Here is a 26,215-nt window from a genome sequence, read left to right as displayed (position 1 = left end):
GATGCCGAAGGCCAATCTACGTCATCCGAAATTTCCGATTCCCGGCGGGCCGGAGCTGCGCGCCAAGGGCTGGCGGCAGGAAGCGCTGCTGCGGCTGCTCGAAAATGTGCTTTCCGTCGGCGAGGACCCCGAGAACCTGATTGTCTATGCCGCTCTCGGCAAGGCGGCCCGCAACTGGGCGGCGCACAGGGGCATCGTCAAGGCGCTGACCGAGATGGAGGAGGACCAGACGCTGCTCATCCAGTCCGGCAAGCCGATCGGGCTTGTTCGAACGCATGCCAAAGCGCCGCTTGTTATCATGGCGAACTGCAATATCGTCGGGCAATGGGCAAAGGCCGAAGTATTCTACGAGCTGCAGCGTAAGGGACTGATCTGCTGGGGCGGGCTGACGGCCGGCGCCTGGCAATATATCGGCAGCCAGGGCGTCATCCAGGGCACGTATGAGATCTTCATGCGCATTGCCGAGCGGCGCTTCGGCGGCGATCTCCTCGGCCGGTTCGTGCTGACGGCCGGCCTCGGCGGCATGGGCGGAGCGCAGCCGCTTGCCGGCCGCATGGCAGGCGCTGCGATCCTCTGCGTCGACTTCGATCCGGAGCGGGCCCGCAAGCGCCAGCAGATCGGTTATCTCCAGGAAATCGCGCCCGATCTCGACACCGCCCTTCAGATGATCGATGCGGCGGTGAAGGACAAGCGGGCGCTGTCTGTCGGCCTCGTCGGCAATGCGGCGGAGGTCTATCCCGAAATTGCCCGGCGCGGCATCGTGCCTGATATCGTCACCGACCAGACCTCGGCGCATGACCTCGTCTATGGCTACGTGCCGAAAGGCATGGACCTCGAGCAGGTCAAGGGCCTGCGTGACGATGGCCAAGGGCAATTGATGGCGGCAAGCCGGGCCTCGATCGTCGAGCATGTGACGGCGATGCTGGAATTCCAGAAGCGTGGCTCGGAAGTCTTCGACAACGGCAACCTGATCCGCACGCAGGCCAAAGAGGGCGGCGTCGCCAATGCCTTCGACATCCCGATTTTCACCGAAGCCTATCTCAGGCCGCTGTTTGCCCGGGCGATCGGCCCATTCCGCTGGATGGCGCTATCGGGCGAAGAGAGCGATATCGCTCGCATTGACGACCTGCTGCTCGAGATGTTCCCCGACAACAAGATCATCACCAACTGGATCCGGCTGGCGCGCGAGCATGTGCCATTTGAGGGGCTGCCGGCCCGCATCGCCTGGCTCGGCCATGGCGAACGCACGGCACTCGCCCGCCGCGTCAATGCGCTGGTTGCAAGCGGCGAACTCAACGGCCCGGTCGCCTTCTCCCGCGACCATCTCGACGCCGGCGCCATGGCGCATCCCAACATCATGACTGAAGGGATGAAGGACGGCTCCGACGCGATCGCCGACTGGCCGCTGATCGATGCGATGATGCTCTGCTCGTCGATGGCCGATCTGGTCGTCATCCACTCCGGCGGCGGCGGTTATGCCGGCTACATGACGAGCTGTGGCGTCACCGTCGTTGCCGACGGTACGGATGCTGCCGACGAACGGCTCGACCATGCGCTGACCAACGATACGGCGCTTGGCGTCATGCGTTACGCTGATGCCGGTTACGAGGAGGCGCTGGACGAGGTGACGAAGAAGGACGTTCCCTATATCCGGCTTGGTTGATGTGCGGGAGGCGGACGTCAGGCAATCAGATTGGAGACTTCGAGGAGGTTGCCGTCGGGATCCCTGAAATAGACCGAGCACAAACGCCCGGTCGCACCTGTGCGTTCGACCGGGCCCTCTTCGATCGCAACGCCCGCGGCCTTTAGATCAGCGATGACATTGGCAAGCGGTGTCTCGGCGATGAAACAGAGGTCGCCGGAGCCGGGTGTGGGTTGCCTTGCCTTGGGATCGAATTCGTTTCCAGCCTGGTGCAGGTTGATCTTCTGCCCGCCAAATTTCACCGCCTTGCGGCCTTCCGCGAAGGTTTCGGCCGACATGCCGAGGATGCGGGAATAAAAATCGCAGGTGATGGCGATATCGGCGACGGTCAGCACGAGATGGTCGAGACGGTCTATGCGGATCATGCTTTTCTCCTCGCGAGGTGTTGCGCAAAACAGGCGGAAGCAAAGGCCAGCGCCAGCATGGCAAGCGTGAAGATAACCACGGCGGCCCAGCCTTCAACCGCGAAGAACCAGCCGCCCGCCGAACCCATGAGGCTGGAGCCGACATAATAGGCGAGCATATAGAGCGATGAGGCATGGCCTTTGGTGCCATGCGCCAGCTTGCCGACAAGTCCGCTGGCGATGGAATGGCTCATGAAGAAGCCGGTCGTCAGCACTGTTATACCGAAGATGATGACCGGAAGTGAGGCCGCGAGCGTCAGCGCACTGCCGGCTGCGGTGAGCGCCAGGCCGAAGAGAAGCACGGAAAAATGCCCGATTCTGTCTCCGAGCAGGCCACCGATCGAGGAGGCGCCGATGCCGAAGAGATAGACGGTGAAGATCAACCCGAGTTCGGTCTGGTTGAGGTCGTAAGGCGGCTCCACCAGGCGAAAGCCGGCATAGTTATAGATCGTCACAAAGGAGCCCATCGCCAGGAAGGCGATAGCGAAGAGTAAGGGCAGCGCCGGATTTTTGAGATGGCCGAGCCAGGCCCTGAGATGAAAGCGGGGATCGAAGCCCGGCCGGCGGACGAAATTGCGTGACGGCGGCAAGAGGGCGATGAAGCCGATCGCGGCGGCAAGGCCGATGGCGCCGATGAGAAAAAGCGCCGGACGCCACGTGAGATATTCGGCGAAGATACCGGTCAGCACGCGGCCGGACATGCCGCCGAAGGCCGTGCCGCCGACATAAAAGCCCATGGTGGCGCCAAGACCGCGCGGATCGATTTCCTCGGCGAGATAGGCCATGGCGACAGCAGGCACGCCGCCGAGAATGAGGCCCTGGAGAGCGCGGATGACGAGCAGCAGATGCCAGTTCGGGGCAAAGGCGGTGGTGATGGTCAGCAATGCCGCGCCCACCAGCGATATCGACATCAGGCTGCGGCGGCCAAGACCTTCCGAGACGGCAGCGGCACAGACGATGGCGACCGCGAGAAAGCCGGTGGAGAGCGACAGGGACAGCGAGCTTTCGGCCGGACTGACGGAGAATTGCTGCGAAAAGATCGGCAGCAGCGGCTGGACGCAATAGAGCAGTGAGAAGGTGGAGAAACCGGACAGGAAGAGTGCCAGGCTGGCGCGGCGATATGCGCCGGCGCCACGGGTCAGGTATTGCTTCTGCCCTGGGATTGCGGCTGTCTCGGCGGTCTTCATTGCATGCACTGACGTCGGCATATCTCATCCTTCCCGACCTCCGATCTAGTCAACGCCACTCCATTTGTCCAATATATGGCACTGGCGGTCCTGATAGGTTTTGGAGATACCAATGGAATTGCGGCATTTGAGATATTTCCTGGCGGTGGCGGAAGAAGGCAATTTCACCCGTGCCGCCGGCAAGCTCGGCATCGGGCAGCCGCCGCTCAGCCAGCAGATCCGCGACTTGGAGAGGGAAGTGGGTGCCACGCTGTTTCACCGCGTGCCGCATGGGGCCGAATTGACGGCAGCGGGTACGGCATTCCTCGGCGAGGCGAAGGCTTCGTTGGCAGCCGCGGAAAAGGCAAAGCTTGCGGCGCAAAGCGCCAATCGCGGCGAGACCGGCCGGCTATCGCTTGGTTTCACTGCTTCCTCCGCCTTCAATCCCATCGTCAGCACGACGATCCGACGCTTTCGCGCACGCTGGCCGGAGGTGCAGCTGTCGCTGACGGAAATGAATACGCTGGCGCTGATGCAGAAGCTCGAACGTGGAGAGCTCGACGCCACCTTCATGCGCCCTAGCCTCGACGATCTCGCGGGTATCCGGATGCGGCGGCTGCCGGATGAGCCGATGGTGATCGCCCTGCCCGCCAGCCATCTCTTGGCACGGCGCAGCAAGTTGCCGCTTGCGGCGCTGGCGGACGAACCCTTCATCCTCTTTCCCCGGCTCGTGGGCTTGAGCCTTTACGACGATGTCGTGCTCGCCTGCCGCAGGGCGGGGTTCGAGCTGACCGTGGCGCAGGAGGCGCCGCAGATATCCTCCGTCGTCAATCTGGTGGCGGCCGATCTCGGCGTCTCGATCGTGCCGGCCTCGATTTCGCAGATCAAGCTCGAAGGTGTGGCCTACCGGCCGGTCGAGGGGCCGCCGGCCGTGGCGCGCCTGGCGCTGGCAATCCTGAAAACACATCGCTCGCCCGTCACCGAGAACCTGATCAGCCTCCTGAGCACATGAGTTAGCCCGCCGGATCCCAATAGGGCGGATCGCCGAAGCTTTTCTTGAGATGATCGGCGATGGCGCGAAGCTTGGCGGAGGGATTTCGGCCTTCGGGATGGGCCATGTAGATGAATTCGGCCTCCGGCCTATGGCCGACATCGATTTCGGCAAGCCGGCCCTCGCGGATTGCCGGGCCTGCGATGAAGGCAGGCAGCAGCGCGATGCCGAGCCCGGCAATCGCGGCGTCGCGGAGCATGTCGCCATTGTTGATGCCGAGCGCCAGTTTCGCGCGCACGACGATCGCACCGTCGGGCGTCTGGAAGCGCCAGTCGGCAATGCCGCGATTGGTGTAGAAGATGCCGCGATGGCTGTTGAGATCAGCCAGCGACGACGGAATTCCCTGGCGCGCGAGATAATCCGGCGAGGCGCAGAGAAGACGGCGGCTATGCGCGAGCTTCCAGGCGACCAGCCGGCTATCGGCGATTGGGCCGTTGCGGATAATGGCATCATAACCGTCCGAGGCGGCATCGACGCGCCGGTCATCGATATCGAGGGTCAGTTCGATCTCGGGATGTTCGGCAAGAAAGGGATAGAGCGCCGGGCCGAGATGCATGCGGCCGAAGGTGACGGGGGCGGCGATGCGGATCGGTCCCGATAGTGTTCCGCGCCGCTCGGCCATATCGGCGGCGGCTTCCTCGATCTCGCGCACGATGCGCGCGGCGCGCCCGAGGAAGACCGTGCCATCCTCCGTCAAGGTGAGCTTGCGCGTCGTTCGGTGCAGCAGCATGCCGCCGAGCGACTTCTCCAGTTCCGCCAGCCTTTCGCTGACGACGGATTTGGACAGCCGCAGGCGCCGGGCCGCCTCGCTGACCGAGCCCGCCTCGACCACGGCGACGAAAGCCGCAATACCTTCGATTCTGATCATCGTTCGGCTCTTCCGAATTTGAATTCCCCAATCTGGAGACTAACCCGAACGAAGGGAAAATGCCATCTTCCACTCATCGAAAGGGACGGCAGGGGCCGCCTCACCTTAAACGCAGGAGATGGAACCATGAACCGCTTGAACAACAAGGTGGCGATCGTCACCGGCGCAAGCTCCGGCATCGGCCGCGCCACGGCAAAGCTGTTTGCCGCCGAAGGCGCCAAAGTCGTCGTCAGCGCCCGCCGCCAGGGCGAACTCGACAGTCTCGTCGCCGAGATCAAGGCAGAGGGCGGCGAGGCCATCGCGATTGCCGGCGACGTGCGCTCGGAAGATTATCACAAGGCGCTGGTCGCGGCCGCCGTGACGAATTACGGCAAGCTCGACATCGCCTTCAACAATGCCGGCACGCTTGGCGAAGCCGGTCCGAGCACCGCCGTTTCGGAAACAGGCTTCAGCGAGGCGCTGGCAGTCAATCTGACAGCCTCCTTCCTCGCCGCTAAGCACCAGATCGGCGCGATGGTGGAAAATGGCGGCGGCTCGGTAATCTTCACCTCGACCTTCGTCGGCTACAGCTTCGCCTTTCCGGGCGTTGCCGCCTATGCCGCCAGCAAATCCGGGCTGATCGGCCTGACGCAGGCGCTTGCCGCCGAATTCGGCCAGCAGGGCGTGCGCGTCAATGCCATCCTGCCGGGTGCTGTTGATACCGACATGTATCGGGACATGAACGATACGCCTGACAAGCAGGCCTTCGTCACCAACCTGCATGCGCTGAAGCGTGTCGCAACCCCCGAAGAACTCGCCCGCTCGGTTCTCTATCTCGCCTCCGACGATGCGAGCTTCGTTAGCGGCACGGCCTCGCTGGTCGATGGCGGCGCTTCGATCACCCGCACCTGAGACGGCGCGACGCGATTATTCGCTGCGGGTTGGGGGGCTTCCCCGACCCGTGGGGACGTCGTGTAGATCCGCGCGATTGCATGTTCTCCGCCAAAGGCTTAGGGTCGAGAACGGTCAGAAAAGGCAACAGGAAGAAGGCCATGGCTCTCAGCGGCAAACGCATCCTCCTTATCATCTCGGGCGGCATCGCGGCCTATAAGAGCCTGGATCTGATCCGCCGGCTGCGCGAGCGCGGCGCGAGTGTCCGCCCTGTCATGACCAAAGGCGCGCAGGAATTCGTCACGCCGATTGCCGTCGGTGCGCTGGCGGCGGATCACGTCTTCCTCGATCTGTTTTCACGACAGGACGAACAGGATGTCGGTCATATCCGGCTGGCGCGTGACTGCGACCTCGTGCTGATTGCCCCTGCCTCCGCCGATCTGATGGCGAAGATGGCGAACGGGCTTGCTGACGATCTCGCTTCGACCGTGCTTCTGGCGACGAATAGGCCGGTACTGGCCGCACCGGCGATGAACCCGGCCATGTGGGCGCATCCGGCGACGCGGCGCAACGCGGCGATGCTGAGAGCCGACGGCATCCGCTTCATCGGGCCGATGGCTGGCGAGATGGCGGAAAGCCGAGAAGCAGGGCTCGGCCGGATGGCGGAGCCGCTGGAGATCGTCGCTGCGGCCGAAACCATGCTCGACGATGGAGAAAAGCCGCTCAAGGGGCGCAAGGCGATCGTCACCTCAGGACCGACGCACGAGCCGATCGATCCGGTGCGTTATATCGCCAACCGCTCCTCCGGCCGGCAGGGGCATGCGATCGCCGCAGCCCTGGCAAAGCTCGGGGCGGAGGTGACGCTGGTGTCAGGGCCGGTGACGATCGCCGATCCCGTCGGCGTCAGCACCGTGCATGTCGAGCGGGCCGAGGAAATGCGTGATGCCGTGCTTGCGGCGCTGCCGGCCGACATCGCCGTGATGGTCGCGGCGGTGGCGGACTGGCGCGTCGCCTCGGCGGCTGACCAGAAGCTGAAGAAACATCCGGGCGAATCCATCCCGACGCTGGCGCTGACCGAGAATCCGGACATCCTGAAAACCGTCGGCCATCACACGATGCGGCCGAGGCTGGTGATCGGCTTTGCCGCCGAGACGCAGGACGTGGAAAGCAATGCGAAGGCGAAACTCGAAAGGAAAGGCGCCGACATGATCGTCGCCAATGACGTTTCTCCTGCGACCGGCATCATGGGCGGCAGCCGCAACAGCGTCAAACTCATTCGCCGTGACGGCGTCGAGCAATGGCCTGATCTGACGAAGGAAGAGGTTGCCGAAAGACTTGCGGCACTGATCGCCAAGCAGCTCCGCTGATCGCGAGCGGCTCAGCTGATCGCGAGCGGTTCAGGCAGGAATCGCCAGACGCTGCGGCTTGGCGGCACTGCGCTTCTCCGGCCGGAAGTCGACGACGTCGATGCCGTCTTTGCCGACGGTGACGGCGCTGCCGTCCGGAATTTCGGCCCAGGCATCGACATCGTCATTCAACGGCTCGGAGACGAGGCAATAACCCGCGCCGACGGGAGAGGCGTAGAGCGTCGGCGCCTTGCGATCCGTGGCATAACGGATCGCATAGAGCGTGCTGCCATCGGAGAAGGCGGCGGTGAATCGCAGCAGGATCGAGCCGATGACACTTTCGGCCAGATCCTCGATCACACCGATCATTTCCGCCATCGCGGCGACCGGCGCCTCGCGCAGGCCGAACTGCAGCGCCAGCAGGAACATCAGCTCGGAATCGGTCGTGCCGCCGCGGGCATTGAACAACTCGTCGTCGAGCATCGCCTCCATCGGCCGGCGCAGGCGCTCGAAGCCGGAGATCTGGCCGTTATGCATGAAGGACCAGGTGCCATGGGTGAAGGGGTGGCAGTTGTCGCGGCGCGTGCCGCCGCCTGTGGCAGCGCGGACATGGGCGAGGAAAAGCGGCGAACGGATCTGCCGCGCCAGGCTCTTCAGATTGCAATCCGACCATGCGGGCAGGATATCGCGGTAGCGGCCGGGCTCGGGTCTATCGCCATACCAGGCGATGCCGAAGCCATCGCCATTCGTCGCCGTCTTGGCGCGGGTGGCGCAATGGGACTGCTCGATCAGCGAGTGGGCGGGCGAGGATACCAGCTCCTCGAGATAAAGAGGGTCTCCGCGATAGGCTGCCCAGCGACACATGGCTCTTTGCTCCGGAACCCGCCGCCGCATCGGCGGGAATGCTGAAATTGTCGAACGACGCGACTAACAACAGCTTAACGCGCGGCCGGTTTGCAAGCCAAACATGACGGTTTCTTGACGTATAGCGTCTTCAAATTCGGCAAAACACTGTGTTCTCTCGTGAACACCCGTGTTCCCGAAAGCAGGGCATGCGTGCATTTCTGCTTGCATCTCAGAAGAATCAGCCTAACTTTAAGCCATCAGCAACAGAACGAAAGGAAGGTGATCCAATGTCTAATGAGATTTCGGACCTCGTAACGGGCATGGAAGAGGTGACGAAGGCGAGGCAGCCCTCGCTCTAATCCCCGCCTTCCTGGGGCTGCATAGACAGTCCAGGCCAGTTTGAGGCCAAACTCATGGAAAGGGTCGCTGAGGCGGCCCTTTTTTATTGTCTTGATGTCTTTATTCTCTTTGATGTCAGGCGTTGACGGAAGATCGAAATCCCACTACTCATAAAGTCATCGGATGACTTTATGAGTAGTGGGATGCGAGCGCTCAGCAAGACCAATCTCGCCGATGAGGCGATCGAGGCGATCCGCGGCGACATTCTCGGCAAACGCTGGGCGGTCGGCGAGAAATTGCCGAATGAAGCCTCGCTGTCTGCCATGCTTTCCGTCAGCCGCGGCACGGTGCGCGAGGCGGTGCGCGTTCTTGTCTCCCAGGGTTATCTCGAAACAAGGCAGGGTTCGGGCACCTATGTCCGCTCGACGACCGATGCCGGCCGGCCGCTGACGATGGCGCGGCGCGCCAGCCTGCGCGACCAGTTCGAGGCGCGCCTGGCGCTCGACGTCGAGGCCGCCCGGCTGACGGCGATCCGCAAGACGCCGGAGACGGTTGCCGGGCTTCGCCGGCTGCTTGCCGAACGCGGCAATTACGACGGCGGCAATCAGGCCGCCTTCATCGAACGCGACCTCGCCTTCCACAAGGCCGTCATCGCCGCCTCCGGCAACCGGGCGATGATCGAGATCTATGATTTCTTCTCGGCCTCGATCGCCGACGCCATCGCGGCGACGCTCGGCAAGGATGTTCCGGAACCCCATATGCAGGCGCATGCCAATATCGTCGACGCCATCGAAACCGGCGATCCCGACAAGGCGGATGCGGCGGTGCGCCGCTTCATGGCGCCGGTCCTTGCCGCACTCGAGCGGATGATCCTGTCATGAACACGCCTGCCAACCATGCCGTCAGCACGCTCGAGGCGGCCGACGAACTGCTTGTAGACGCCGAGGCCGGCAGCCTTCCGCCGCCGCAGGCAACGCCGGTCCGGGGAGTTGCGGGTCGTTTCCTGCTTGGTGCAAGTCTGGTGCTGATCGCCTTCAACCTGCGCCCGGTCTTCTCCAGCGCCTCGGCGCTTCTGCCGGAAATCCGCGGAGAATTCGGCCTGAGCGCGCTGGGCGCCAGCCTGCTGACGACGCTTCCGGTCGTCTGCCTCGGCGCCTTCTCGCCGCTTGCGCCTCGTCTTGCCCAGCGCTTCGGCACGGAACGCACGCTGCTCGGCGTTCTCCTGCTTCTGGCGCTCGGCACCGCATTGCGCGGGCTTTCCTCCATACCGCTGCTCTTCATCGGCACGGCCCTTGCCGGCGCCTGCATCGCCGTCGGCAACGTGCTGCTGCCGGGGCTGGTGAAGCGGGATTTTGCCGGGCGCGCCGCGCTGATGACCGGCTTCTATACGATGGCGCTCTGCGCCGGGGCGGCAAGTGCCGCCGGGCTGACGCTGCCGATCGAGCACGCACTCGGCGGCTCTCTCGAGGGCGCCCTCGCCGTCTGGGCGCTGCCCGCGCTCATCGTCAGCCTGCTCTGGCTGCCTGAGGTTCTTCGCAGCGGCAGACAGGCAAGACGAAACGGCTTTCGCGTCGAAGGCCTCTGGCGCGACCGTTTCGCCTGGCAGGTGACGCTGTTCATGGGGCTGCAATCGGCCCTTGCCTATTGCGTCTTCGGCTGGTTGGTTCCGATCTTGCGCGAACGCGGGCTCGACGGCGTCACTGCCGGGGCGATCGTTTCGCTGTCGGTGATGGTGCAGGCGGCATCCTGCCTGATCGTGCCGCATATCGCCGTGCGCGGCCGCGACCAGCGGCTGATCAATGCGAGCCTCTGCGGCGTTGCCGTCATCGCCCTGCTCGGCCTGCTCTTCGCGCCGCTTTCGACGGTCTGGCTGTGGGCGGTGCTGCAGGGCATCGGCCAGGGCGGGCTGATCGCGGCGGCCATGACGACGATCGTGCTGCGCTCGCGCGATCCGGATGTCGCCGCCCATCTTTCCGGCATGGCGCAATGCGTCGGTTACCTGCTCGCCGCCATCGGCCCGCTCATCGTCGGCCTCATCCGCGGCTGGACCGGCAGCTTTTCCTGGTGCGCCGCCCTCTTCGTCGCACTCGGACTGGGCGCGGCAATCAATGGCTGGAAGGCCGGCCGGGCAGTGGAGATCAATGTCCATGCGGTCGAAAAGGACGGCTGAGCCCTTCGCTCACCTATCCATCACCATCTCTTGATGCCGGTCGCCGGCCGCGGATGTTACGCTATCTCAGCCTCTCATTCCTGACCGCCGGAGGAGACATCTTGCGCATACGAACCCTGTTTCTGCTCACCGCATTTATGGCGTCGCTGGCACCTGCCCTTTCCCATGCGCAGGAAAGCGATCCACCGAGGGCGAATGTCCAGCGCGGCGCACGCGACGGCGTGCTGAAGCTGCTGCCGGCCGATTCCGTCACCGAGCACGCGTTGACGATCGGTGACCGGAAGATCGCCTATACCGCCACCGCCGGCACGCTGGATCTCTTCGGCCAGGACGGGGCGCAGACCGGCGCGATCTTCTACACCGCTTACGTCGCAGGGGATAGCGGGGCGAACCGGCCTCTGACCTTTGCCTTTAACGGCGGGCCGGGTGCTGCTTCCGCCTTCCTGCATCTCGGGCTGGTCGGGCCGAAGGTGCTCGACTTCGGGCCGGACGGACGCGACGGCGCCAATGCGAAACTCATCGACAACCCGCAAAGCTGGCTCGATTTCACCGACCTCGTTCTGATCGATCCGATCGGCACCGGCTGGAGCCGGACGGCAAAGGCGGACGACGCCTCCAATTATTACAACGTCAACTCAGATGCCCAGAGCATCGCCAAGGCGATCGCGCTCTATGTCACGCACAACAACCGTTCCAACTCGCCGAAATATCTTCTCGGCGAAAGTTATGGCGGCTTCCGCGCGGCTAAGGTCGCCTCGGCACTGCAGGAAAGCCAGGGCATCATCGTCGCCGGTGCGGTGATGCTTTCTCCCTTGCTCGAGGGTCAGCTGATGTTCAATGCCGATCAGTTTCCGCTCGGCGCAGCACTTGAGCTGCCGTCGCTCGCCGCCGCCGAACTCGACCGGCACAAGGCCTTTGACGAAGAGAAGCAGAAGGAAGCCGAGGCCTTCGCGCTCGGGGACTATCTGACGACGCTCGCCGGCCCGCCGCCGACGGGTGCCGAGGCCGCAGCTTTCTATGGCAGGATCGCTCGCCTGACGGGCATCCCCGAGGATATCGTCACCCGCAACCGCGGCTTCCTCGGCAGTTCCTTCGTCAAACATTCCGATGAGGGCAGCGGCGAGGTGATGAGCTCTTACGACGCCTCCTTTGCAGCACCTGATCCCTATCCGGAATCGGATTACGACCGCGGCGACGACGCCATCCTTGACGGCTTCACCCGCGCCTATGGCGGCGCCTTTGCCGACTATGCCCGCAACGAACTTGGCTTCAAGACGGAGATGACCTATTCGCTGCTCGACGGCGATATCAGCCGGCGCTGGGAATGGGGCGGCGGGCGCGGCGGCGGATCGCGCTTCCAGGCCAGCGCCACCGACGATATCAGGCAGCTGCTCGCCGCAAACCCGGCCTTCCATCTGCTGATTGCACATGGCTACAGCGATCTGGTGACGCCTTATGGCGTCAGCCGCTATGTGGTCGACCATCTGCCACCCTCGCTCGCCGGCGGCCGTGTCGGACTGAAGCTTTATCGCGGCGGCCATATGTTCTATACAAGAGCTGATCAGCGGGCCGCCTTTACGGCCGATGCAAAGGCCTTCTACGCCACACATTTGGCCGCTCAGCCAGCGGACTAGAGCGTGGCGATGTCTTTGTCGCTAACCGCTCTACAGTTTTGCGCAACATGCTTTGGGGACTTGCCGATGCATATTACCGGAGGATGCCACTGCGGCGCGATCCGCTATCAGGCGGAGATCGACCCGGAGCGGGTGTCGATCTGCCATTGCATCGATTGCCAGCGGTTGACGGGCTCGGCCTATCGCATCACCGCGCCGGCGAGGCCGGGACGTTTCACGCTCACTTCAGGCGAGCCGAGAGGCTACGCAAAATATGGCGACAGCGGTGGCCTCAGCCGGCAATTCTTCTGCCCGAATTGCGGATCGCCGCTCTACCGCACGGACGGCGCCGGCGGCGGGTTCGGCATCCGCGTCGGCAGCATCGACCAGCGGCAGGAACTGGTGCCGAAGAAACAGATATGGTGCCGCTCAGCCTTGCCCGGGGTGGAGAATATCGAAACGCTTCCGCGCTTCGAGGGTGAGGATTAGGCTGGCCGCGGCTTAACATCCCGCCTCTATCCCGGCAGAGGCATGTCCGGCCAGTTATCGGTGACGCCGACCTGTACCGGACGCTCCAGATAGGTGGAAAGCGCAATATAGCTGCGGGTGCCGGTGACACCGGCAACGGCGTGAATCTGGGCGAGAAAAGCTTCCAAAGCCTGCGGGCTGGCGGTGCGGACCTTGAAGAGAACGCTGGCGTCGCCCGCGACCGAATGCATCTCCTCGACCTCGGGAAACTGGAGGAGCTGCATCAGCCGCTCGCTCTTGCCCCAGCCGGCCGCCTCCACATGCACGAAGGCAAGCAGTGGTTTGCCAAGGGCTGCGCCATCCAGCGCGGCATGCACGCCCTTGATGGCGCCGGATTGTCTCAGGCGGCGCACACGCTCATGCACGGCCGGCGCCGACAGGCCGACCACTTCGCCAAGCCTGGCATAGCTCTGGCTGCTGTCGGCGGCGAGCGCGGCTAATATTCTTCGGTCGAACGCATCGATAACCGGTTGCTGTGGGCGTCTTTGCCGAAGATCCTCTGTATTTTTCGCCATTCTGCAAACTCCCCTTTCTGCCGAAGAATAATCGCCGATACTGGCGTTCTTCAACAGAATATTCGGAAGAGGAGGAACCTCATGGAGATGATCGCGCACAATCCAGCAGACGGGATCTATGCGGCCAGCCCTGATTACATCCATGCGCTGGAGGTCAGGCATCCATCCCGGCTGCTTTTCGTCAGCGGTACGATGGGTCTCGATCAACAGGGAATGGCGGCGGCCGATCTGGAAGGCCAGTTAGAGCTCATCTGGTCCAATCTTCGCGCCATCCTCACGTCCGCTGATATGACGGTCGACAATATCGTGCGGCTGACGAGCTATCTCAGCGACGGCGCCTTCATGGAGGCGAACCAGAATGCCCGTCTTCGGGCGTTTGGCGGCCGCGCCGTGCCGACTACGGCCATCATTGTCGAAACGCTGCGCCACGACTGGCTCGTCGAAATCGAGATCATCGCTGCCGGCTGACGGCACATTGGCCATCGCACCCAAAGATGCGATGGCCATGGTTTTCAGGCCGCCTGTTTCAGCAGGCCAAGCGCCTCGGCCAGATCGACCTCGCCGCGGAAACCGCCGCTGCTTTTCGCCTCCTGCCGATGCTCGATCGCATGGGCAAAACGCACGGCCGGTTGCTGCTGCATACGCTCATAGAGGCGATGCAGGCCGGGAAATTGCCGGCGGTCGACGACCTTGTGAAAATCGTTCCAGCGGGCGATGCCGACGAAATAGGCGTCCGCCAGGCTCGGGCCGTTGCCGAGAAGCCATTCGCGGCCATCGAGCAGATTTTCCAGCCTATGATGCGCCTTTTCGACCGCGGAGATGCCATAGGCCGTGAGGACCTGCTTCTCTTCCGGCTCCAGCGGATGCTCGATCGCATACCAGAGCGGGCCGAAGGCCTGGAAGAAGGTGGTGTTGAGAAAGGCGAGCATCTGGTTCAGCCGATCGAAATCCTCCGAGCCCTGCGTAAAGCCAAGACCCCTGCCGATCGTGCGGGCGCCGATATGGTGGAGGATCGCCATGCTTTCGCTGATCGTCCTGCCATCTTCGAGCAGCAGCGACGGCGTTTCGCCGACCGCGTTGATCCGCTTGTATTCTTCACTGGAAACTATTTCCGGCATCTCGACGCGGCAGAGCCGATAAGGCAGGCCGGACCATTCCAGCGCGACGATCGAGCCGAAGGAGCAGCCTTCCGGCACGCCGTAAAACAATATGGGTGACATCAATCGTTCCTTTCAGAATTGAACCCGTTTGGACACGATCAATGTGAGGATGTGGACGATCTTGCGGTAGAGGCTATAAATGCATCGCAATGTCCACATATCTGGAAGCTGACGATGGCGCTTTTCAACCTCAATGACCTCCATCTTTTCGTGCAGGCCGTCGACAGCGGCAGCTTTACCGCCGCCGCAAGACATCTCGGCATTCCGAAATCGACGGTTAGCAAGCGGGTTGCAGAACTGGAGGCACGGCTTGGCGTGCGGCTGATCCAGCGCACGTCGCGAAGCTTCGCGCTGACCGAGCTCGGCCGGGAATTCTTTCAGCATGCCCAGGCCTCGATCATCGAGGCGGAGATGGCCGAGGGCATCGTGCGGCGGCATCTGGCCGAACCCGCCGGCAGCGTTCGCCTGACCGCCTCGGTGCCGACGGCGCAGTTTACCTTGACGGAGCATCTGCCGGCGCTGGCGGTGCGCTATCCGAAGCTCCGGCTTTCCGTGCATGTGACGGACCGTTTCGTCGATATCGTCCAGGAAGGGTTCGACATCGCGCTGCGCAGCCATCGCGGGCCACTGCCGGATTCGGCGCTGGTGCAGCGGAAGCTCGCCAGCCATCCTTTCTTCATCCTCGCCTCGCCAGATTATGTGAGTACCCATGGGCAACCGCGCCGGCCGGAGGAGCTGGCACAGCACGCGACGATCATGACCAGCCTGACGGAGGACCAGTGGCGGCTTTATTCGGGCGGCGACGAGGTTCTCGTCACGCTGCATTCCGTCATGGCCGCGGATGAGCCTTATGTCTTGATGGAAATGGCCATGTCGGGGCTCGGCATCACCTGCCTGCCGACATCCGTCTGCCGCAAAGCGCTGGCCGACGGGCGGCTGGTGCGGGTGCTGCCGGAATGGACGGCCGGCAGCATCGAAACGACCATCCTGATGCCGCACCGGCGCGGCCAGCTGCCGGCTGTGCGCGCCGTCGTCGACTTCCTGGCCGAACGGCTCGGCGGCTAACGCTCCGCCCATACGCAGCAGACGGAGAAACGCGACATTTCGAAGGAGACAGGGCGTATTCGGCCATCAGCCGCTCCTTCAGCACGTCGAGCTGCAGGGCACCGACGATCGCCGGCGAGGCGTCTTCCGGCGAGACTGCAAGTCGTCGATCGCTCGTGCTTCCGGCCCGGCTTTAGCCTTTTCTAATCACAACCACCGCCTCGTTTTGGTGACTATCCGCGACGCCCTAGGTCCCCGCCAGTACTCAGTAAAGTGTGAAATGCGATGTATTCGTCCACCATCAGATAGAACAGGTTAAATCTAGTTCAATATAGCTCCGATCTGTAGCTCGAACTGACTAAGTGCATACTAGCCAGATTTGCAGTATAGGTAGAGTTGAGGAGCAATTCGCGTCACGAACGCGATAGGTCGACATAGTCTTCAACGGCCTTTTCTGAGTTTACCAACTCTGTCTTGCACATTGTATGAAATTAGCTTCAGAGTTGTTATTATTCAGCTATACGTACGGACTTTAGTCTTGGCGTATTTACGGACTTTAGTCCCAATACCTTCCAACCGAGAATGACCAGCGCTCTCGATCGACGAATCAATAGTCGTCATTGAGCGCCTTAAAATCAATGCGCAATGAGGTGGACCAGGCGGGTGCATTCGGCATCCGGACTTGGATCCCTCCTCTCAACGCGATTGAAACCAAGGGAGAATCTCCATGGCACTCGACATCACGACCCAGGACATCATTATCGACGAGACCACCGGTCTGACTGACGACGATATCAACCCTGCCACACCGCCGCACAACGCCAATACCACGCTGCAATATTTGTTAGGTCTTGACGTTGCCGGCGGGCTGACCTCACCGGAGGTCGCCTACCAGAGCAATTTCGTCGTGGCCTCGGCGAGCGCCGGGGAAACCATCACCTCGGTCGTTCTCACCCAGAACGCCTCCGGGACCCCGTTCTCCACCACGGTCGGCGTCAACAGCGGCGTTCGCACGGTTGACGGCAATTATGTCTGGCTGTTCCAGGACCCGACACGTCCAAATGTGGTGATCGGCGTCATCGGCACCTCTAACCCGCTCACCGAGCCCGTTGAAACAGGGCCGCTCGCCTTCTCGCTGGCGCTGATCGGCAGTGGCGCCGCTGCGGACCTGTACACGGTCCAGTACGTGCCGTTGTTCCATACGGATGCGACCAATGCGGACGACCGCATCGATCTGACGAACAAGGTGTTCGCCTCGGTCAGCGGAACCTCGGTGGTCAATTTCAGCCAGCTTGGCGACGCCCCGTCCGGACATAACAACTGGTATATTCTCGACGCCGATGCAGCGAGCCCCCAGAAGATCCTCGTCACGGCTCACGACAATGGCGTGCAGGCGGAAGTCAACGTCAGCACGCAAGGCCTGGGTGTCGCATCGCAAGACGTACGCTTCGGCCGTGAGCTCCAGATCGACCTGATCACCGGCGGCACCCAGAGCGCCGGCAAGGATTTCACCAACGCGCCAACCGCGCCCGACTACGGCACCCACCTCGAGAACGTCTCCACCGCCGGCTTCTCGATCTCGCAGTCGACGCCGACCAGCACCGTCGCCGACATCGAGATCCACGCCTATAACAATGATGACAACGTAGAAGGCGCTGCCTTCCCCACTGACGACAACGATGCCGAGATCAACATCACCGGCGTGACGTTCAAGCTGAACGGTGTGACAAAAACAGCCGCTGAGCTCGGCATCACGGTCAATCTGGCCGGCACTGGACTGATCCTCGAGGACGTCGGCGAGGGCGTGACGATCGACTTCACGACCGCAGGCGGAGCTGGCGGAACCTTCGATCGCTTCACCATCAAAAATATCGACACCGAGAAGGACTTTTTCGATGTCAAAGAGGTGCATTATGGTGGTGAGGTAAGCAACGCCTACAATGAGGAGGTTGGCTCCTTCATCAACTTCGACGATGACGGGCCAAGCATTACCGCAACCGGCAGCCCGCCCGAATTGACGGTCGATGAGACAGTCCTGGCAACCAATGACAGCGGCGACTTCGCGACCTTCTTCACCTCGAATGCGGGGGCCGACGGCGGTGCCATCACCTATGCGCTCGGCATCAGCCAGGTCACCAATGTCAGCGGCCTCACCGACACCGCAACCGGCCAGTCCGTGCTGCTCTTCGTCGAAGGCGGCAATGTCGTTGGCCGCGCCGGAGCCGGAGGCCCGGTCGTCTTCACCGTCAGCGTCACCGCTGCTGGCCTCGTCAGCCTCGACCAGGCACGGGCCGTGGTCCATGCCGATGCCAGCGACCCCGACGACAGCATCACCCTGGCTGCCGCCGACCTCGTCACCCTGACCGCGACCATCACCGACGGCGACGGCGATCACGCCGCAGCCACCCACAATATCGGCCAGAGCCTCAACTTCGAGGATGACAAGCCGATAATCGGGGTAAAAGGCGGCCCGTTTCCACTGACGGTCGACGATACCGATCTGACGACCAACGTCAGCGCCGACTTCGGCGCCTACTTCGTCGCCTTCCCGGGGGCCGATGGCATTGGCAACGGAATCACCTATGCGCTCGGCATCAACCCGAACAACAATGTCAGCGGTCTTACCGATACCGAAACCGGCCAATCCGTCCTGCTCTTCCTGGAAGGCGGCAGCGTGGTCGGCCGCGCCGGAGCTGGCGGTCCGGTCGTCTTCACCGTCAGCGTCAGCGCTGCCGGCGTCATCACCCTCGACCAGGCAAGGGCGGTTGTCCATGCCGATGCCAACAACCCGGACGACATCACCACCCTGGCGGCCTCCGACATCACCTTGACCGCAACTATCACCGATGGCGACGGCGATCAGGCAACCTCCACCCGCTATATCGGCCAGAGCCTCTACTTCCAGGATGACGGGCCGACGATCACGGTGCCGTTTGACGGCAACCCGGCTCTCGCAGGCATCCAGCACGAAACCCTGGCCAACGTGCTCAACGCCTCGGCCAGCGGCGCCTTCGGCTACAATATTGGGGCGGATGTCCACCCGGCGGCTTTCTACACCGGTGGCGGTTCTGACTTTGTCGACGAGGATGGCGGGACGACCGGTGTCCAGATCGGACTGACCGGCACGATCACCGGCGGCGGCGGCGGCAATCTCGTCACCTCGAATGTGACGCTGGCGTCGGAGAGCCTCACCTCGGCGACGTTCAACTTCACCTTCACCTATGACAAGGATCCGGCAGCCGGCGTCCAGGCGGGCACGGCGGGCGGCACCCTCGTCTTCGACAAGGCCGGCGACACCTATACGGTCAACCTCACCGACCCGCTCGAAGGCTTCAGCTTCGACGTTCTCCACACCAGCCAGCTCTTGTCCAAGGAGCCCACCGGCAATACCGGCCACCCGCAGATCGTGCTGGAACGGTTGCAGGCGGATGACGCGAACACACCTGACGATGAAGACTTCTACGTGCAATTCACGGGCAACGCGATCAACAGAGGCAACCCGTTCAGCTTGACGAACAATGGGCAGGGGTCATCCGCCGACTCCACCTTCACCATCGGTGGTCACGAGATGGTCAGCAACAACAATCCCACGTGGGTGTCTGCGACACAGAGCACCAACGGTGTCGCCGGCGATACGATCCAGAAAGACGAACTGCTGACGCTGCGGTTCTTCAACAGCAATGTCGGCATTGCCAACGAGGCCACGACCCCGACGGCGACCGCCGGCACGATGGCCATCAAGTTCGACGGCATCGGCAACAGCGAGGACCTGATGCTGATCCTCAACCTGATCGACAAGAACGGCGCCGACAATATCGCCGGCACCGCGGACGACAACACGACCATCACCCGGGCCATGTACGTGTCGAATGATGACATCTACAAGACAGGCCAGGTGCCGACCGCCTACAGCAGCGAGTTCACGCTCGACCAAAATGACGGCCTCGTGATCGTCGAGCAGAACGACTACAACGCCGCCGGAGAAGACTACGTACTGCAGGGGGCGCAGATCATGCAGTCCGGCAACGGAATCACCGGCAACAATACGGCGATCGACCTGGTGAAGGCGACCGGCGCCAATGGCGGCAGCAATGCGACCGGCGGTCTGGTAAACTTCGACGCCACCGATAATGACGTGCTGAAGATCACCGACATCGGTTTCACCTCGACCGTGACCGAGACGCCGAACGCCAACCTCGACTTCGCCTTCCAGGTGGAGGACGCCGATGGCGATCAGACAGCGATGCAGCACATCCTTGTTGACGTCGCCTGACACGTGACCAAACGGGGGCAGCCGAGGCTGCCCCCGGACTTCTTTGCACGCTGTGAAACCTCGTACACCCGAGACATAATGATGAAACCAAAGCAACAGCCCCCTGCCCTGCAGGTGGTGATGAAGGAGGCCAGACGCGCCATTCGGCCGATGATCTGGTTCAGCGGTGGCATCAACGTGCTGATGCTGACCGGGGCGTTTTACATGCTCCAAGTCTACCACCGCGTATTGTCCAGCCACAGCTTGGAGACGTTGGTGATGCTGTCGCTGATGGCGGCAGCGGCACTCGCGACGATGGCGGCTCTGGAGGTGGTGCGCGGGCGTCTTCTGGCAACCGTCGGATCGTGGATGAACGCGCGGTTGGCACCCGTTCTCCTGACCGCATCGGTCGAATATGCCGCCTCAGCGCCCGGCCAAGCCAACGCCCGTCCGCTGCGAGACCTTGATCAAGTCCGGAACTTCTTCACCAGCCCGAGCATCTTCCCGATCCTCGACGCGCCCTGGGCGCCGCTATTTTTCGGCGCCATATTTTTCATGCACCCTTGGCTGGGTTGGTTGGCGCTGTGCGGCGGGATCGTCCTGTTTGCGCTGGCGTTGCTCAATGAATACCTCACACGCAAGCCGTTGGCCGAGGCCGCAAGCGCACAGTCGCGGGCATACGTCCAGGCTGAGGCGGCGATCCGCAACGCCGAGGTCGTCCAGGCGATGGGCATGTTGAAGCCGTTGCTGGTGGGCTGGAAGGCGCAGCAAGACGAGGCAAATGAGGGACAAGTTCTTGCCGCCAACCGGGGCGGCGTGATCGCTGCCATCGCGCGTTGTCACCGGCTGGCCCTGCAAATGGCCATACTGGGCCTTGGGGCTTATCTCGTCCTTCGCAACGAAGCTTCCCCCGGGATCATGATCTCCGCCTCGATCCTGATGGGCCGCGCATTGTCCCCGGTCGAGCAAGCGATCGGCACATGGAAGGCGACGGTCGGAGCACGCGCCGCCTACCGGCGCCTCGCCGCAGTCGCCGGGCAGCATCCGGAGGCCACACCGGTTCTGCCACTACCACGACCGAAAGGCAGGTTTGAGGCCGAGAACCTTGTGCTTGCCCGACAGGGCGGCGAGCCTATCCTGAAAGGGATCAACTTCCACCTCGAGCCGGGTGAAGCAATGGCGCTGATTGGCCCGAGCGCGGCCGGCAAGACCAGCCTGGCGCGAATACTGGCCGGTGCCTGGCGTCCATCTGGAGGGCGCGCGTTGCTTGATGGCATGGACGTTGCCCAATGGGCGGCGGAAGATCGTGGCCATTATGTCGGTTACCTGCCGCAAGACATCGAGCTCTTCGCCGGTACCGTCTCCGAAAACATCTGCCGCTTCGCAAAGCTCAGCCCAGTGGTCTTCGACAAGGTGGTCAAGGCCGCACAGCTGGCGGGAGTTCACGAACTGATCAAAGGACTGCCGAAAGGTTACCTCACAGAGATCGGCGAATCCGGCGCGGTCCTATCAGGCGGACAGCGCCAACGCATCGGGTTGGCGCGAGCACTCTACGGCGACCCGGCCCTCATTATCCTGGACGAGCCCAATTCCAACCTCGACCGCGAGGGTGAGGAGGCATTGATCGCCGCGCTCAGCACGGTCAAGGCGACAGGCACGACTGTCATCCTGATCGCGCACCGACCGAACATCATGGAGACGGTTGACAAGATATTGATCCTCAACCGGGGCCAACAGGACCTCTTCGGTCCACGCGACTATGTCTTCAATGAGCTCGCCGCGCGCGCCCGCAAGGTTAGCCAGATGCCGACCATAGTGGCGAAATAAGCCAGGAAAAGAAAACAGACATGCAGGATATGAAGGTCGTTCCGCTACCCGTTTCGCCGCCCGCCGCACCGGTCCCCCTGCGTCTCACCGGCGTGACGTTCACCGGCTTCGCGATCATGTTCCTGTTCTTCGGCATGGCGGGGGGCTGGGCGACGCTTGCACCATTGGATAGCGCCGCCGTGGCACCGGGCGTGATCAAGGTTGCCGGCGACCGCAAGCTCATCCAGCACCTCGAGGGCGGCATCATCGCAGAGCTGCACGCCGCCAACGGTGATATCGTCAAGGCGGGCAAGGTCCTCATCCAGCTCGACAACACACCGGCAAAGGCGAGGCTTGACCTGATCCAGAACCGGATAGCAACGCGTGAGTCGCTTGCCGCTCGTCTCAGGGCTGAGCGTGACGGCAAGGCCGAGATCGAGTTTGATCCGGCATTGCTCGCAAACCGCGACAAAGCCGCAAAGGACGCGGTGGCCTCACAGCGTGACGTGTTCGCCGCGAAGCACGACAACCTGAAGGACGAGCGGGAAATTCTCAGCCAGCGCCGTCACCAGACCGAGGAAGAGGTAACGGGACTGGAGGGGCTTATCGTCACCGAGGACAAGCAGATCGAAGCACTCGAGGGCGAAACCAAAGACCTTGAAAGCCTGATCAAGCGTGGGCTGGTCACGCGCGAGCGGAACCTGATGCTCAGACGGCAACAGCGGGAGATCGAGGGGGAGCGCGCCACCAACGTTGCGGCCATCGCTCGCGCCAAAAGCGCCATGGCCGAGATCGACATGCAGATCTTGAACCTCGGCACGGTGCGGCTCAACGAGGCTGTCGAAGAGTTGAGCAAGGTCGAGGCGGAGTTGTTCGACCTCAGACAGGAGGAGCGTTCCGCCAAGGACGTGCTTGCCCGTACCAATGTCGTCGCCCCCGTTGACGGCATCGTCATGGACCTGAAGGTCCACACGGCGGGTGGTGTCGTAAAACCCGGCGAGACACTGATGACCGTCGTGCCGCTCGGACAGCAACTCGTGGTCGAGGCCATGGTCAGGCCGGAGGACGTCGAAACGATCGCCCCCGGACAGCTCGCGCGCGTCAGTTTCCCGGCCTTCGCCCGCTACAGCCTCCCGCCGCTCGACGGCGTCGTGGAGGTCGTGTCGGCTGACCGGATGACGGAGGAGCGTAGCGGTGCACCTTATTTCGCCGCGACCGTGGTGATCGACAAGAGCGAACTCGCCAAGCTGGAGGGCCGCAAGCTGATGCCCGGCATGTCGAGCGAAACGATGATCCGGACGGGTGCTCGCACCGTGCTTTCATATCTGGCTGAGCCGATCGCCCAGAACTTCCGCCGAGCGATGCGGGAAAAATAGCCGCAGGCCCCCAACGGCTTTTTCGCTGCCTGACTGGGCTCGATGACGCGCAAATGTCAATGCCGCAGCGACCGCTTACCAGCGAGCCTCACCACAGCATTCGGGGCTTAAGTATCACGCCGCCTTGGCGGCGTGATATTCCTTGATGGCGACCATCTTGATCGCCGGATGGCGCTCGGATTCGTAACGCAGCGAAAAACCATCCTGGGCGAGGAAGACCGGGTCGCCGTCGAGATCGCGGGCGATATCGCCGCGTTTGACGGTGAGGAATTTTTCGAGATCGGCCGGCTGATCGGCCGAGATCCAACGGCAGACGGAGAAACGCGACATTTCGAAGGAGACCGGCAGGCCGTATTCGGCCATCAGCCGCTCCTTCAGGACGTCGAGCTGTAGGGCGCCGACGACGCCGACGATCGCCGGCGAGCCGTCCTCCGGCGAAAACAGCTGGACGACCCCTTCCTCGGCCATCTGCTGCAGGGCTTCCTTCAGCTTCTTCGCCTTCATCGCGTCTTCCAGACGCACGCGGCGCAGGATCTCCGGCGAGAAGTTCGGCACGCCCTGGAAGACCAGCGATTCACCCTCGGTCAGCGTATCGCCGATCCGGAGCGTGCCGTGGTTGGGAATGCCGACGACGTCGCCGGCATAGGCGGTGTCGGCGAGCTGGCGCTGCGAGGCGAAAAAGAACTGCGGCGCCGTCAGGCCGAGCTGCTTGCCGGTGCGGGCAAGCCTTGCCTTCATGCCGCGTTCGAGCTTGCCGGAGCAGATGCGGGCAAAGGCGATGCGGTCGCGGTGGTTGGGGTCCATATTGGCCTGGATCTTGAAGACGAAGGCGGTCATCTTGTCGTCGGTCGCGTGCACGGTCCTGGTATCGGCGATCTGGTCACGCGGCGGCGGCGCAAAATCGCCGAGCGCGTTGATGAGATCGCGAACGCCGTAATTGCGCAGCGCCGAGCCGAAAAAGACAGGCGTCATATGGCCTTCCAGGAAGGCCTGACGGTCGAACGGACGGCAGGCCTCGATCGCCAGCTCCGTCTCCTCGACGAAGACCTGGCGCTCGTTTTCCGGCAGCCTGCCGGCGACGCTTTGCGGGCCGTTGACCGGCGTTCCCTCGATTTCGATATCCGAACCGCGCACCGTGTTGGCGGCGATATTGTACGAGCCGCAAAAGGTCTTCGAGCGGCCGATCGGCCAGGTGATCGGCGCCGTATCCAGCGCCAGCTTCTCTTCCACCTCGTCGAGGATCTCGAAGGGATCGCGGCTTTCGCGGTCCATCTTGTTGATGAAGGTGATGATCGGAATATCGCGCATGCGGCAGACTTCGAAAAGCTTCAGCGTGCGCGGCTCGATACCCTTGGCGGCATCGATGACCATGACGGCGGCGTCGACGGCGGTCAGCGTGCGATAGGTGTCGTCGGCAAAATCCTCGTGACCCGGCGTGTCGAGGATGTTGAAGACATTGTCGTTATATTCGAAGGTCATCACCGAGGTGACGACGGAGATGCCGCGTTCGCGCTCGATCTTCATCCAGTCGGAGCGCGTCTGCATGCGATCCTTCTTCGCCTTGACTTCGCCGGCAAGCTGAATGGCGCCGCCGAACAGCAGCAGCTTTTCGGTGAGCGTCGTCTTACCCGCGTCCGGGTGGGCGATAATAGCGAATGTGCGGCGGCGGGAGACCGCCTCGGCGAGACTTTCGGCCATGCTTGTGAATCCTGTGGAATTGCCGCGTATCTAGCGATTAAAGCCCGGCAATGCAATTGACCTCGGGCCCTCGGGCGCAAAGTAATGGGCCATGACCATTCATCACGATACGCGCCCGACGCTGAACCTGATCCGCTTAGCCAATGGCGAGGGCCTAGATCTGCCCGCCTATGAAAGCAAGGGAGCGGCCGGTATGGACCTGCGTGCCGCCGTCGACGAGGCAGCGCCGCTGACGCTTCTGCCCGGCAAGCGGACGCTGGTGCCGACCGGCTTCATCTTCGAGATCCCCGAAGGTTTCGAGGGACAGGTGCGGCCGCGCTCCGGCCTCGCCTTCAAAAACGGCATCACCTGCCTGAATTCACCGGGCACCGTCGACAGCGATTATCGCGGCGAGGTGAAGGTGCTGCTCATCAATCTCGGCGAGGAGCCCTTCGTCATTTCGCGCGGCATGCGCATCGCCCAGATGGTGATCGCGCCGGTCACCCAGGCGCAAGTGGCCGAGATCACCGCGGCCAGCGAAACGGTGCGCGGCGCAGGCGGCTTCGGCTCCACCGGCGCCTGATGACAGAGCGCCTCGACAGTGCCGGCCTGATCTTCCGGCAGGACTATTTCGGCGATCCCGCCGGCTGGGCGGCGCTGGTCTGCCTGCTCAAGGATATTTTCGGCATCGATATCGGGCCGCTGCAACAGCTGGGCGGCCCTGATCCCACCAGCATGCCCTTCGGCTGGTTTGATGCCGAAGGCGAACTTGCAGCCAATATCTCAGCTTTCGCGCTGCCCTTCGTCCTCAATGGCAGGATCGTCCATGCCGCCGGGCTGCAATCCGGCGCTGTGCGGCCGCCATGGCGCGGCCGCGGGCTCTATCGCGACGTGACGGTAAAAGCGCTCGACTGGTGCGAGAAGCAAGGCTTTGAAGCCATCATCCTCTATACCGACAAGCCGTCGCTCTACGAGCCCTACGGTTTCCGCGCGATACCGCTGCACCGATACGAGGGAGCAGCACCTGCCCCCTCAGCTTCCGCCGCACTCGCCCGGCCGCTATTGCCAACAAACGCCGATGACCTTGCCTTACTGCAATCGCTGCTGAAGGCAAGAAGCCCGGTTTCGACCTCGCTGGCGGTCACAGTCAATGCGGCGATGTTTCTGATCAACACCCAGCTCGATCCCGATATCCGCATCAGCTTCCTCGAAGACAAACAGGCGGTGATCGCCTGGAAGATCGATGAGGCGGGCCGCTTCAGCCTTCTCGACGTCGTGGCGGCTGATATGCCGTCGCTTGCAGCGATCCTTAGCGGGCTTAAGATCGCGCCCGCCTCCGTCGAGGTGCTCTTCCGTCCCGACAAGCTCGGCTGGGAGGGTGTTCCGCAACCGTTGGAAAGCGGCACGAGGCTGATGCTGCGCGGGCTCGGCGATGTCACACCGGGTTTTCCGGCGATGCTGTCGCCGATGGCGGAATTCTAG

General features: G+C 62.8%; 22 protein-coding genes. 15 read left to right on the top strand and 7 right to left on the bottom strand.

The window, feature by feature from the left end:
* Window position 1 precedes the first annotated feature (1 nt).
* The gene (locus BS630_RS10325) at window positions 2–1,663 is read left to right on the top strand and encodes a thiourocanate hydratase (RefSeq protein WP_077977348.1); all 1,662 of its coding nucleotides are present in this window, start codon (window positions 2–4) and stop codon (window positions 1,661–1,663) included.
* A gap of 17 nt (window positions 1,664–1,680) precedes the next feature.
* Here the strand turns inward: BS630_RS10325 and BS630_RS10320 are convergent, their stop codons facing one another.
* Both BS630_RS10320 and BS630_RS10315 read right to left on the bottom strand, forming a co-directional pair.
* Window positions 1,681–2,067, bottom strand: a complete 387-nt coding sequence (locus tag BS630_RS10320; protein ID WP_077977347.1) for a VOC family protein — start codon at window positions 2,065–2,067, stop codon at window positions 1,681–1,683.
* Entirely contained in the window at window positions 2,064–3,314 is a 1,251-nt protein-coding gene (locus BS630_RS10315; protein ID WP_077977346.1) for an MFS transporter, read from the bottom strand. The genes BS630_RS10320 and BS630_RS10315 overlap by 4 nt, the downstream gene beginning before the upstream one ends.
* A gap of 91 nt (window positions 3,315–3,405) precedes the next feature.
* Here BS630_RS10315 and BS630_RS10310 point away from each other — a divergent pair, with 91 nt between their 5' ends.
* Window positions 3,406–4,284 carry a LysR family transcriptional regulator gene (locus tag BS630_RS10310; protein WP_077977345.1) on the top strand — a complete coding sequence of 293 codons (879 nt, stop codon included), beginning with the start codon at window positions 3,406–3,408 and terminating at the stop codon, window positions 4,282–4,284.
* A gap of 1 nt (window position 4,285) precedes the next feature.
* Here the strand turns inward: BS630_RS10310 and BS630_RS10305 are convergent, their stop codons facing one another.
* Window positions 4,286–5,191: a LysR family transcriptional regulator gene (locus tag BS630_RS10305; protein ID WP_077977344.1), complete on the bottom strand. Its 906-nt coding sequence runs from the start codon at window positions 5,189–5,191 to the stop codon at window positions 4,286–4,288.
* Window positions 5,192–5,317: 126 nt separating this feature from the next.
* On the opposite strand from BS630_RS10305, the gene BS630_RS10300 reads away from it, so the two are divergent.
* On the top strand, window positions 5,318–6,082 hold the full coding sequence (locus tag BS630_RS10300) for an SDR family oxidoreductase (RefSeq protein WP_077977343.1): 765 nt from the start codon (window positions 5,318–5,320) through the stop codon (window positions 6,080–6,082).
* A 140-nt stretch (window positions 6,083–6,222) separates the two neighbouring features.
* Window positions 6,223–7,428 (top strand): bifunctional phosphopantothenoylcysteine decarboxylase/phosphopantothenate--cysteine ligase CoaBC, encoded by a 1,206-nt coding sequence (gene coaBC / locus BS630_RS10295; RefSeq protein WP_077977342.1) that lies wholly within the window; start codon window positions 6,223–6,225, stop codon window positions 7,426–7,428.
* 30 nt (window positions 7,429–7,458) lie between these two features.
* Here coaBC and BS630_RS10290 read toward each other — a convergent pair whose 3' ends face one another.
* The gene (locus tag BS630_RS10290; protein ID WP_077977341.1) at window positions 7,459–8,271 is read right to left on the bottom strand and encodes a class II glutamine amidotransferase; all 813 of its coding nucleotides are present in this window, start codon (window positions 8,269–8,271) and stop codon (window positions 7,459–7,461) included.
* A 524-nt stretch (window positions 8,272–8,795) separates the two neighbouring features.
* On the opposite strand from BS630_RS10290, the gene BS630_RS10285 reads away from it, so the two are divergent.
* The 4 genes from BS630_RS10285 to BS630_RS10270 all read left to right on the top strand — a co-directional run bounded on the left by BS630_RS10285 (window position 8,796) and on the right by BS630_RS10270 (window position 12,864).
* Window positions 8,796–9,473, top strand: a complete 678-nt coding sequence (locus tag BS630_RS10285; RefSeq protein WP_077977340.1) for a FadR/GntR family transcriptional regulator — start codon at window positions 8,796–8,798, stop codon at window positions 9,471–9,473.
* Entirely contained in the window at window positions 9,470–10,762 is a 1,293-nt protein-coding gene (locus tag BS630_RS10280; RefSeq protein WP_077977339.1) for a CynX/NimT family MFS transporter, read from the top strand. Before BS630_RS10285 ends, BS630_RS10280 begins: the two co-directional genes overlap by 4 nt.
* A 101-nt stretch (window positions 10,763–10,863) precedes the next feature.
* Window positions 10,864–12,396: a S10 family peptidase gene (locus tag BS630_RS10275; protein WP_077977338.1), complete on the top strand. Its 1,533-nt coding sequence runs from the start codon at window positions 10,864–10,866 to the stop codon at window positions 12,394–12,396.
* A 66-nt stretch (window positions 12,397–12,462) separates the two neighbouring features.
* Window positions 12,463–12,864 (top strand): GFA family protein, encoded by a 402-nt coding sequence (locus BS630_RS10270; protein ID WP_077977337.1) that lies wholly within the window; start codon window positions 12,463–12,465, stop codon window positions 12,862–12,864.
* A 26-nt stretch (window positions 12,865–12,890) separates the two neighbouring features.
* Here the strand turns inward: BS630_RS10270 and BS630_RS10265 are convergent, their stop codons facing one another.
* Complete coding sequence (locus BS630_RS10265) at window positions 12,891–13,472, bottom strand: Lrp/AsnC family transcriptional regulator (RefSeq protein ID WP_077977336.1); 582 nt, start codon at window positions 13,470–13,472, stop codon at window positions 12,891–12,893.
* 27 nt (window positions 13,473–13,499) lie between these two features.
* Between BS630_RS10265 and BS630_RS10260 the strand changes: the two genes are divergently transcribed.
* Window positions 13,500–13,886 carry a RidA family protein gene (locus tag BS630_RS10260; RefSeq protein WP_077977335.1) on the top strand — a complete coding sequence of 129 codons (387 nt, stop codon included), beginning with the start codon at window positions 13,500–13,502 and terminating at the stop codon, window positions 13,884–13,886.
* A 44-nt stretch (window positions 13,887–13,930) separates the two neighbouring features.
* On the opposite strand, the gene BS630_RS10255 is transcribed toward BS630_RS10260, so the two are convergent.
* On the bottom strand, window positions 13,931–14,638 hold the full coding sequence (locus BS630_RS10255) for a glutathione S-transferase family protein (RefSeq protein ID WP_077977334.1): 708 nt from the start codon (window positions 14,636–14,638) through the stop codon (window positions 13,931–13,933).
* Between the two features lie 114 nt (window positions 14,639–14,752).
* On the opposite strand from BS630_RS10255, the gene BS630_RS10250 reads away from it, so the two are divergent.
* The 4 genes from BS630_RS10250 to BS630_RS10235 all read left to right on the top strand — a co-directional run bounded on the left by BS630_RS10250 (window position 14,753) and on the right by BS630_RS10235 (window position 23,056).
* Complete coding sequence (locus tag BS630_RS10250) at window positions 14,753–15,643, top strand: LysR substrate-binding domain-containing protein (protein ID WP_077977333.1); 891 nt, start codon at window positions 14,753–14,755, stop codon at window positions 15,641–15,643.
* Window positions 15,644–16,349: 706 nt separating this feature from the next.
* Window positions 16,350–19,895, top strand: a complete 3,546-nt coding sequence (locus tag BS630_RS10245; protein WP_077977332.1) for a DUF5801 repeats-in-toxin domain-containing protein — start codon at window positions 16,350–16,352, stop codon at window positions 19,893–19,895.
* Window positions 19,896–19,976: 81 nt separating this feature from the next.
* The gene (locus BS630_RS10240; RefSeq protein WP_077977711.1) at window positions 19,977–21,701 is read left to right on the top strand and encodes a type I secretion system permease/ATPase; all 1,725 of its coding nucleotides are present in this window, start codon (window positions 19,977–19,979) and stop codon (window positions 21,699–21,701) included.
* Between the two features lie 20 nt (window positions 21,702–21,721).
* On the top strand, window positions 21,722–23,056 hold the full coding sequence (locus BS630_RS10235) for an HlyD family type I secretion periplasmic adaptor subunit (RefSeq protein WP_143529418.1): 1,335 nt from the start codon (window positions 21,722–21,724) through the stop codon (window positions 23,054–23,056).
* A 114-nt stretch (window positions 23,057–23,170) separates the two neighbouring features.
* On the opposite strand, the gene BS630_RS10230 is transcribed toward BS630_RS10235, so the two are convergent.
* Window positions 23,171–24,754, bottom strand: coding sequence for a peptide chain release factor 3 (locus BS630_RS10230; RefSeq protein ID WP_077977331.1), 1,584 nt, complete (start codon window positions 24,752–24,754; stop codon window positions 23,171–23,173).
* A gap of 91 nt (window positions 24,755–24,845) precedes the next feature.
* Between BS630_RS10230 and dut the strand changes: the two genes are divergently transcribed.
* Entirely contained in the window at window positions 24,846–25,316 is a 471-nt protein-coding gene (gene dut / locus BS630_RS10225) for a dUTP diphosphatase (protein WP_077977330.1), read from the top strand.
* Window positions 25,316–26,215: a GNAT family N-acetyltransferase gene (locus BS630_RS10220; RefSeq protein WP_077977329.1), complete on the top strand. Its 900-nt coding sequence runs from the start codon at window positions 25,316–25,318 to the stop codon at window positions 26,213–26,215. The genes dut and BS630_RS10220 overlap by 1 nt, the downstream gene beginning before the upstream one ends.

This window comes from Rhizobium laguerreae (assembly GCF_002008165.1).
In the GTDB taxonomy this organism is placed as follows: domain Bacteria; phylum Pseudomonadota; class Alphaproteobacteria; order Rhizobiales; family Rhizobiaceae; genus Rhizobium; species Rhizobium laguerreae.
The sequence above is the reverse complement of the archived record's forward strand: the minus strand, read 5'-3'. Positions and strand labels throughout refer to the sequence as shown.

What these genes read in the sequence shown, in the direction of transcription:
- BS630_RS10325 (WP_077977348.1), top strand. Translation starts at nt 2, where the DNA reads ATGCCGAAGGCCAATCTACGTCATCCGAAATTTCCGATTCCCGGCGGG.
- BS630_RS10320 (WP_077977347.1), bottom strand. Translation starts at nt 2,067, where the DNA reads ATGATCCGCATAGACCGTCTCGACCATCTCGTGCTGACCGTCGCCGAT.
- BS630_RS10315 (WP_077977346.1), bottom strand. Translation starts at nt 3,314, where the DNA reads ATGCCGACGTCAGTGCATGCAATGAAGACCGCCGAGACAGCCGCAATC.
- BS630_RS10310 (WP_077977345.1), top strand. Translation starts at nt 3,406, where the DNA reads ATGGAATTGCGGCATTTGAGATATTTCCTGGCGGTGGCGGAAGAAGGC.
- BS630_RS10305 (WP_077977344.1), bottom strand. Translation starts at nt 5,191, where the DNA reads ATGATCAGAATCGAAGGTATTGCGGCTTTCGTCGCCGTGGTCGAGGCG.
- BS630_RS10300 (WP_077977343.1), top strand. Translation starts at nt 5,318, where the DNA reads ATGAACCGCTTGAACAACAAGGTGGCGATCGTCACCGGCGCAAGCTCC.
- coaBC (WP_077977342.1), top strand. Translation starts at nt 6,223, where the DNA reads ATGGCTCTCAGCGGCAAACGCATCCTCCTTATCATCTCGGGCGGCATC.
- BS630_RS10290 (WP_077977341.1), bottom strand. Translation starts at nt 8,271, where the DNA reads ATGTGTCGCTGGGCAGCCTATCGCGGAGACCCTCTTTATCTCGAGGAG.
- BS630_RS10285 (WP_077977340.1), top strand. Translation starts at nt 8,796, where the DNA reads ATGCGAGCGCTCAGCAAGACCAATCTCGCCGATGAGGCGATCGAGGCG.
- BS630_RS10280 (WP_077977339.1), top strand. Translation starts at nt 9,470, where the DNA reads ATGAACACGCCTGCCAACCATGCCGTCAGCACGCTCGAGGCGGCCGAC.
- BS630_RS10270 (WP_077977337.1), top strand. Translation starts at nt 12,463, where the DNA reads ATGCATATTACCGGAGGATGCCACTGCGGCGCGATCCGCTATCAGGCG.
- BS630_RS10260 (WP_077977335.1), top strand. Translation starts at nt 13,500, where the DNA reads ATGGAGATGATCGCGCACAATCCAGCAGACGGGATCTATGCGGCCAGC.
- BS630_RS10255 (WP_077977334.1), bottom strand. Translation starts at nt 14,638, where the DNA reads ATGTCACCCATATTGTTTTACGGCGTGCCGGAAGGCTGCTCCTTCGGC.
- BS630_RS10250 (WP_077977333.1), top strand. Translation starts at nt 14,753, where the DNA reads ATGGCGCTTTTCAACCTCAATGACCTCCATCTTTTCGTGCAGGCCGTC.
- BS630_RS10245 (WP_077977332.1), top strand. Translation starts at nt 16,350, where the DNA reads ATGGCACTCGACATCACGACCCAGGACATCATTATCGACGAGACCACC.
- BS630_RS10240 (WP_077977711.1), top strand. Translation starts at nt 19,977, where the DNA reads ATGAAACCAAAGCAACAGCCCCCTGCCCTGCAGGTGGTGATGAAGGAG.
- BS630_RS10235 (WP_143529418.1), top strand. Translation starts at nt 21,722, where the DNA reads ATGCAGGATATGAAGGTCGTTCCGCTACCCGTTTCGCCGCCCGCCGCA.
- BS630_RS10230 (WP_077977331.1), bottom strand. Translation starts at nt 24,754, where the DNA reads ATGGCCGAAAGTCTCGCCGAGGCGGTCTCCCGCCGCCGCACATTCGCT.
- dut (WP_077977330.1), top strand. Translation starts at nt 24,846, where the DNA reads ATGACCATTCATCACGATACGCGCCCGACGCTGAACCTGATCCGCTTA.
- BS630_RS10220 (WP_077977329.1), top strand. Translation starts at nt 25,316, where the DNA reads ATGACAGAGCGCCTCGACAGTGCCGGCCTGATCTTCCGGCAGGACTAT.